Origin of the sequence: uncultured Methanobrevibacter sp. (genome assembly GCF_947169325.1) — an archaeon.
In the GTDB taxonomy this organism is placed as follows: Archaea; Methanobacteriota; Methanobacteria; order Methanobacteriales; family Methanobacteriaceae; genus Methanocatella.
In genome coordinates this window covers 1-6,978 of sequence record NZ_CAMVPN010000103.1, presented here as the reverse complement: position 1 = coordinate 6,978, position 6,978 = coordinate 1, and the positions used below count along the sequence as shown (strand labels likewise).

Annotated in this window: 9 protein-coding genes; 6 read left to right on the top strand and 3 right to left on the bottom strand. The window is 35.6% G+C overall.

The annotated features are described in order from the left end of the window. Nucleotides 1-73: 73 nt before the first annotated feature. From Q0W26_RS10800 to Q0W26_RS10790, 3 genes are all read left to right on the top strand, one after another. Nucleotides 74-322 (top strand): hypothetical protein, encoded by a 249-nt coding sequence (locus tag Q0W26_RS10800; RefSeq protein WP_298525151.1) that lies wholly within the window; start codon nt 74-76, stop codon nt 320-322. 267 nt (nt 323-589) lie between these two features. Next, a complete protein-coding gene (locus Q0W26_RS10795) occupies nt 590-784 on the top strand; it encodes a hypothetical protein (RefSeq protein WP_298525149.1) in 195 nt (64 codons plus the stop codon). Further along, nucleotides 754-1,395: a hypothetical protein gene (locus tag Q0W26_RS10790; protein WP_298525146.1), complete on the top strand. Its 642-nt coding sequence runs from the start codon at nt 754-756 to the stop codon at nt 1,393-1,395. Before Q0W26_RS10795 ends, Q0W26_RS10790 begins: the two co-directional genes overlap by 31 nt. Here Q0W26_RS10790 and Q0W26_RS10785 read toward each other — a convergent pair. Then, nucleotides 1,370-2,035 (bottom strand): reductive dehalogenase domain-containing protein, encoded by a 666-nt coding sequence (locus tag Q0W26_RS10785; RefSeq protein ID WP_298525144.1) that lies wholly within the window; start codon nt 2,033-2,035, stop codon nt 1,370-1,372. The genes Q0W26_RS10790 and Q0W26_RS10785 overlap by 26 nt on opposite strands. 49 nt (nt 2,036-2,084) lie before the next feature. Here Q0W26_RS10785 and argB point away from each other — a divergent pair, with 49 nt between their 5' ends. After that, entirely contained in the window at nt 2,085-2,948 is an 864-nt protein-coding gene (argB, locus tag Q0W26_RS10780; protein WP_298525142.1) for an acetylglutamate kinase, read from the top strand. A gap of 21 nt (nt 2,949-2,969) precedes the next feature. On the opposite strand, the gene Q0W26_RS10775 is transcribed toward argB, so the two are convergent. Together Q0W26_RS10775 and aksF are read right to left on the bottom strand one after the other, a co-directional pair. Beyond that, a complete protein-coding gene (locus Q0W26_RS10775; protein WP_298525140.1) occupies nt 2,970-4,439 on the bottom strand; it encodes a class I adenylate-forming enzyme family protein in 1,470 nt (489 codons plus the stop codon). After that, nucleotides 4,439-5,428, bottom strand: a complete 990-nt coding sequence (gene aksF, locus Q0W26_RS10770) for a homoisocitrate dehydrogenase (RefSeq protein ID WP_298525137.1) — start codon at nt 5,426-5,428, stop codon at nt 4,439-4,441. Before aksF ends, Q0W26_RS10775 begins: the two co-directional genes overlap by 1 nt. 176 nt (nt 5,429-5,604) lie before the next feature. On the opposite strand from aksF, the gene Q0W26_RS10765 reads away from it, so the two are divergent. Together Q0W26_RS10765 and Q0W26_RS10760 are read left to right on the top strand one after the other, a co-directional pair. Then, complete coding sequence (locus Q0W26_RS10765) at nt 5,605-6,069, top strand: HEAT repeat domain-containing protein (RefSeq protein ID WP_298525134.1); 465 nt, start codon at nt 5,605-5,607, stop codon at nt 6,067-6,069. Between the two features lie 379 nt (nt 6,070-6,448). Continuing rightward, nucleotides 6,449-6,978, top strand: a 530-nt coding sequence (locus Q0W26_RS10760) for a hypothetical protein (protein WP_298525131.1), incomplete at its 3' end; no start/stop codon positions are given.

Genomic DNA, 6,978 nt, shown 5'->3' with positions numbered 1-6,978 from the left:
TAACTATTAGTATGTAGATTCAATTGAAAAAATATAAATACTTCCACGATTAACTATTTTTTAAGGTGATATTATGACAAACTTAGATAAGGAAACTGAAGAAGAAATTTTAGCAATTGTTGAAAAATACCAAAAAGAAAACACAAAACTTCTGAACTATCTCATAACCGATGATGAAATTACATTTTTTTCTCCTATCGGAAATGGTAGTGAAATAACCGCTAGTGACTTGCAGAAAGTTGCAGACATCTTAAAAGGTTCCTTTATTGGAATGGAAATCGTAAACCAGGAATATAGGTTTAAATTCAAATGTGGATTATAGGGGTTTTTCAACTCCTACCCTTCTTTTTTTACACTTGAAAATATTACTTTTCAATTGCTCTCTCATTTTCTTTATATATGTTAAGAGTTATACAATATAGTAATTTCAATAACTTCTCTAAATGGCGATAGGATAAAAATGGAGAAGTATTTTTTAATTACTTTCTAAAATTGTGCTTGGATTTCAAAATTGATGCCATATTGTAAAATTTAGCTTAATTTATGGAAATTAATTAATGAACTAAATTAGATAGGGCAGGTGTTTTACATGTCAAAAATAAATTATGAAATTTGTGAAGATGGAAATGAAAAGAAGATTGTAGAAGAAGGGGAATTAGGTTATTTGAATATTAATGAATCATTTCTTGAAGATTTCACTGATTGGGAAAATGATGAATTGGGTTATGATGAGGAGTTATTAAGGAATTTGTTATGGATGGGCTTGAAAATAAATTTAGGTTAGATGATACTGCTTATGAAAAGGGTTCTCCAAACTATATTTGGGAAAGGTATCTAATTCTAGAAGCTTTAGATTATGGTGATAATTATTACGATGCTTTAAATGGAGTAACTTTGGAATCGTTAGCTTCTCCGGAAGTATTAACCCGTCTTTTACTGGAGTCTAATTTCATTATAAAAGAGGGAATCATAGAAATTGATTGGTTAAAAGATTCTTTGAAGTCTTCTAAACCTTATCTGAAGAAAATTTTGTATGATGCTGGACTTGAAATAGAGGGTTCTAAAAAAGAACTCCTAAAAAGGCTTGCAGATAATAATGTTACATTGGGTGAGGCATACAAAATCACTTCTAAAGGTAAAAATTATTTAAAAGAATTTGCTTGGATTTCTTTTTATGAGGAATTTTTCAGTGAATTTGATTTCACTGACTTTTATAAATATTTGAATTCTCATAACGGTAATATAAAGGAAGTATCATTAAAATATTTGGATGAACACCTCAAATTAGCTAGTCAACATAATGATGAGTTCTATTATGAAGAGTGCATCTATGTTAAAAATGAGATTCTTGAAGAAGCAGATGAGTTTCTCAGCGATTTAAATATTCCTGAGTGAGCTTGCACTCACTCATGCACTTTGTGCATCCCAAACCGTTCTTGTACTGGTCAATGATGTATTCTCCGCAAACTTCAATGTCAATGATATCTTCCCTATTCAATCTGTCGTTCCATTTTTGAGGGTTTATTGCACCGACCGGACAGGCCTTCTGGCAGTTTTCACACTCATCACATTCGGAGTCTGTAATCGGTTCGCCGAATTCAAGAGGCATGTCAGTCAGTATTGCGCCAAGAGCAACCGCAGACCCGTATTCGGGGGTTACAAAGAGTGCTGATCTTCCAATCCAACCAAGGCCAGACTTTGTGGCTATTGTCTTATATGGAAGGATGCTCAGCAATTTTTCCATGTCACATTCATTTCGTGTCATTGTCAGGGCAAATGCATTAAAGCCCTGATTTTTGATAAACTCTTCGCCTTTGAGTGCTATTTCGGTCAGTTTTGCAATCTGTGCGTGAAAGCATTTCCAGTACTCCACATAATCTTCGTCTTCAACCAGTTGCATTGCCTTTTTCGGCAATTTCAAAACAAGGCTGATTCCATTGGGTAGGTCAACAAATTCGCTGGCAAGTCCATCAACATCAGCATAACCAACTTTGCTCACACCAAGGTCCAAAAGATATTTTTTAACATCGTCCATATGCTTAATTTTATAAACTATTAAATAAAATATTATTGTTAGTGATTAGATGAAAGATATAGATGTTTTAATTGAAGCTTTGCCTTACATTAAAAAGTTTCATGGCAAGAAAATTTTAATTAAGTATGGTGGACATGCAATGGTGGATGATGAAGCAAAGTCATCTACAGCTCGTGATACTGTTTTACTCAAATATGTAGGAATGAAACCTCTCATTGTGCATGGGGGAGGTCCTGAAATTTCAAGATCAATGGATAAACTTGGAAAAGAGCCAAAATTCATCAAAGGTTTAAGGGTAACTGATGAAGAGACCATGGAAATCATTGAAATGGTATTGGTAGGTAAGATTTCAACAGAAATCGTATCTGAACTCATCAAACATGACGGTGATGCAATCAGCGTATCCGGAAAGGATTCAAGCCTGATATTTGCACATAAAAAGCCTGTAAGTAAAATCGATGAGGAAATCGTTGATTTGGGTCTTGTAGGTGAAGTTGACTGCATCAACACTGATTTGCTTGACATGTTTGTAGATAATGATTATATTCCTGTGATATCTCCGGTAGGTATTGCAAGGGATGGAACAAGCCTGAATTTAAATGCAGATACTGCAGCAGGTGAGGTTGCAAGTGCAGTGGGGGCTGAAAAGTTAATAATATTGACTGATGTTCCGGGTGTTTTAAGGGATCCTAATGACCCTGATTCATTAATTAAAAAAATTAGAATAGCTGAAGTTCCAGGTTTAATAGAAGAGGGAGTCATTTCCGGTGGAATGATTCCAAAAATCGAAACCTGTGTTAAAGCTATTGAAAACGGTGTTGAATCCTGTCACATAATCGACGGGCGTAAAAAACACTCCTTGCTTTTAGAAGTATTCACTACCGATGGTATCGGAACTATGATTTTCAAATAAATCATAGTTACTCCTTTTTTTTTAATTTTTAAACATTTTTCTAAGCTCTCTTCTGAGCAATTTCCAACCGTTTACTCTTGGAAGCTCGTCAAGCGCAAAAATCTTTCTAGGGACCTTATATCTGGACAGGTTCTTGCGGGCATATTCGATTAGTCCTTCATCATCAGCTTCATTTTCCCAGACTACTGCTGCAACTGGCATTTCACCTCTGTGAACATCGTTTATGCTGAAAATAGCTATTTCCTTGACTGCTGGATATTTAATCAATACTTCTTCAACTTCTGTTGGATAGATTTTCCATCCGCTCATTACAATCATATCTTTTTTACGGTCAGTAATGAACAGACGATTGTCCTCATCAAGATATCCAATATCTCCGGTCAAGAACCATCCATCGTCCAAAAAGGATGCTTTTGTTTTTTCCTCATTTCCCCAATATCCTTTTGCTATTGCAGGACCTCTTAAGGCAATTTCTCCCTGTTCGTATTTTCCCATGGTTATTGAAGAATCAATTTCATCTACTATTTTAACTTCTGAAAAGCATACAGGATGACCTACGCTTTCGAATCTATCGGCTTCCCAGTAGTCTTCGGGTCTGATGACTGTTCCGGTTCCGATCACAATTGTTTCTGACAGTCCGTACGCGTTGATGATTGGTATTTGGTATGTCTGGTGGAAATCCTTCCATATCTTCTTGTGAAGCGGGCCTCCACCTGATATGATTTCACGAACGGTTTTCAGGTGTTTGCGGGCATCCATTGTTGTCAGTGAATGAATTACTGGAGGCATTCCACTTAAAACTGTGACCTTTTCACTTTCACATAGCTTAAGATATTCGTCCATGTCAAACTGTTCGATTAAAATATAAAATGCAGCTGCCCTTAGTGCTGATATTGCCCATGACAGACCTACGTGCGCCATTGGATAGATTCCTAAAAACACGTCGTCCTGTTTTAATGTCAATACATCGCATTCATTGTGGATTGCAGTAAAGTAGTTTCCATGGGTTAGCATGGCGCCCTTAGGCTTGCCGGTTGTTCCTGAAGTGTACTGCAATTGACATAAGTCATCCCAGTCTGTAGCTTCCGCTTCAAGGACTTCGGAATTCTTAAAATCAATTATGTTTTGCGGAATGTAAGTGTTAATGTCAATGATTCTCTCGGCATCTGCATCGGTAATCATCAGTTTGGCTTTTGAATCGCTTACTATGTATTCAAGCTCTGAAGCGGTGAAAACCCTATTTGTTGGAATTGCTATTGCACCTATTCTCCATATTGCAAAAAGTGAAAACAGATATTCCTCTGAGTTTGCCAAATATATTAAAACCCTGTCTCCTTTATTGATTCCCAAATCCTTTAATTCACGTCCAATATGGGAAACGATTGAGAGAATTTCACCGGATTTGAATTTGTTGCCTGTTGTTGGATTGTACAACACATCCTTATCCAAACGTTTTGAATTTGCATCTAAAAAAGTAGTGATATTTAACATTAGATTAACTCCTTGACAATAGCTTTGGTAACATCCATTGTGCTTGCATCTCCTCCAAGGTCTGGTGTCCTTATTTTGCATTCTGCAATGACCTTCTCCACTGCAGTCTTAATGCTGTTTGCAGTTTCTCCTTCTCCCAAATAATCAAGCATCATTGAAGCGGACAGTATCATGGAACATGGATTTGCAATGTTTTTCCCGGCAATGTCTGGTGCTGAGCCGTGTACTGGTTCGAACAGGCCGTTGTGATCTCCGATATTTCCTGAAGGCGCAAGTCCGAGTCCTCCAACGAGCCCTGCACTTTCATCAGATAGAATGTCTCCAAAGAGGTTGCTTGCCACAATGACATCGAAGTTTTGAGGCTGTGTAATCAGATACATTGCCATTGCATCGACATAATAGTCTTCAGTTTTGATGTGGGGATAATGCTTGGCTATGTTGTAGAAGCTCTCCTTGAAAACACCGTCTGTCTTTTTGAGGACATTGCTTTTGTGAACGCAGGTAACTTGGGATTCTCCTCTTTTTTCACATAAATTGAAAGCCACCTTTGAGATTCTCTCGGAAGCTTTTCGGGTAATGATTCTCTCAGCAAACATCCTGTTTTCATCGCCGTATTCGACTTGAGAGTACAGGCCTTCGGTGTTTTCACGAACTATTACGAAATCTATATCCTCTCTTAGGCATTTTACGCCTTTATATGATTTTATTGGTCTGATGTTTGCATAAACGTTAAGTTCTTTTCTCAGGTTTATGATTGGGCTAGGCTCTCCTGGTGTTGAAGTTGACGCTCCGAAGAGTACCGCATCACTTTTATTGGCGATTTTCAATGTTTCCTCGGGCAGTGTTGTTCCGTTTTTGTTGAAACATTCAAAACCTGCTTCCCCATATTCAAAACTAAAATTTATGTCTATTTTGTCGAGCAGATACTCGCAACATTCCATTACTTCCTTACCTATTCCATCTCCACTAATTACTGCGATTTTATACATTATTTATACCTTGAATACAATTTTGTGTACTATTAATTATATTGATGTTATCGTATTTAAGTTACATTAAAATTTGTTCGTATGTTATCGAAATATATTTATATCTCAATCAATATAATAATGAGTAATTACAAAAATAAGGTTAGATTTTCCTTGTTGAATCGGGAGAGATTAAAATGGAAAGAAGTATCGATGAACTAATTGAGCTATTAAATGACAAAGATGATTTTGTTGTTGAAGATGTTATTGGAGAATTGGAATTAAGAAAAGATGAATCATTAGATTCATTGATTGATGCATTGTCCAGCAGAAAGAAAAATATCAGAATGCATGCTGCAACATTGCTCGGTGCATTCAATGACCCTAAAGCCATTCCTGCTTTGATTGAAACATTAAAAGACAACAACAAGCTTGTAAGAAGAGAAGCATCTACTGCTTTAAGCCGTATGGGCGAACCTGCTGTTGATCCTTTAATTGAAATTTTGGATGACGAAGATTGGAGAGTAAGGGGAGCGGCTGCTTGGGCTCTTGGAAACATTGGTGATGAAAAAGCCCTTCCTGCACTTGAAAAACTGCTTGATGATGAAAGCGGTTTTGTAAAGCAAGGTGCACAAAGTGCAATTAACTCCATTAAGAAATAATTCTCTTATTTCTTACTTTTTTTACTTATTTTTTTAATTACAATCTCTTAAAACTTATTTTTCATGTTCTTATCAGAGTTATTCCATGAAATTGTTTCAACATGATTTAAATACTTTCCTAATGATATTTCCAAGCAAAAACCGCAGCTTTTTTGAAGGGTTAAAAAGCAATGTATATATAATCTAATTTATAAATAATATAATGTTTAATTATATTATGAAGACTCGTGTTTAAAGTTTTTTTTCAATTAATGAAGAACTTTCAGAATATGCGATGAATTAATAATTATGATTTTTTATATAAATTGGGGGTAATAATATTATAAAAATTAATAAAACGTTGTTATTAATTTCAATACTCTTTGTTTCATTAATTGCCATGACTGCAGTAAGCGCTACTGATGATGTGGTTGATGTTATTGCAATCTCTGACGTTAATGATTCAAGCGTTATATCTTTAGATAGTGTTGATGAACCGCTATCTGTTGATGATGCTAGTGTTGTATCTGTAGAGGATGTTGATGGACCAATATCTGTTGATGATGCTAGTGTTGTATCTGTAGAGGATGTTGATGAACATGTATCTGTTGAGGAGTCTAACATTGTTTCTGTAGATGCTATTGATGATTCAATTGTTCTTAAAGGAAATGATTCCAGTAACTGGTTAAATTTTGATTTTTCTGGACTGTTGAATGGTACTGGAATTAGTCTTGATGGAACTAGCATTGATTTGTCTGGTTTAATGAATACAGGTATTAATTTGCCTGAATTGTTAAATATTACTGAAATTGATTTTGGCACATCTACTTTTGATCTTTCTGGTCTTTTGAATGGTACTGGAATTAGTCTTAATGGTACTGGTATTGATTTGTCTGGTCTTTTGAATGGTACTGGAATTAGTCTTAATGG

Excerpts from the sequence above, each read along its gene's own strand:
- Q0W26_RS10795 (WP_298525149.1), top strand. The coding sequence starts at position 590 with ATGTCAAAAATAAATTATGAAATTTGTGAAGATGGAAATGAAAAGAAG.
- aksF (WP_298525137.1), bottom strand. The coding sequence starts at position 5,428 with ATGTATAAAATCGCAGTAATTAGTGGAGATGGAATAGGTAAGGAAGTA.
- argB (WP_298525142.1), top strand. The coding sequence starts at position 2,085 with ATGAAAGATATAGATGTTTTAATTGAAGCTTTGCCTTACATTAAAAAG.
- Q0W26_RS10765 (WP_298525134.1), top strand. The coding sequence starts at position 5,605 with ATGGAAAGAAGTATCGATGAACTAATTGAGCTATTAAATGACAAAGAT.
- Q0W26_RS10785 (WP_298525144.1), bottom strand. The coding sequence starts at position 2,035 with ATGGACGATGTTAAAAAATATCTTTTGGACCTTGGTGTGAGCAAAGTT.
- Q0W26_RS10790 (WP_298525146.1), top strand. The coding sequence starts at position 754 with ATGGATGGGCTTGAAAATAAATTTAGGTTAGATGATACTGCTTATGAA.
- Q0W26_RS10775 (WP_298525140.1), bottom strand. The coding sequence starts at position 4,439 with ATGTTAAATATCACTACTTTTTTAGATGCAAATTCAAAACGTTTGGAT.
- Q0W26_RS10800 (WP_298525151.1), top strand. The coding sequence starts at position 74 with ATGACAAACTTAGATAAGGAAACTGAAGAAGAAATTTTAGCAATTGTT.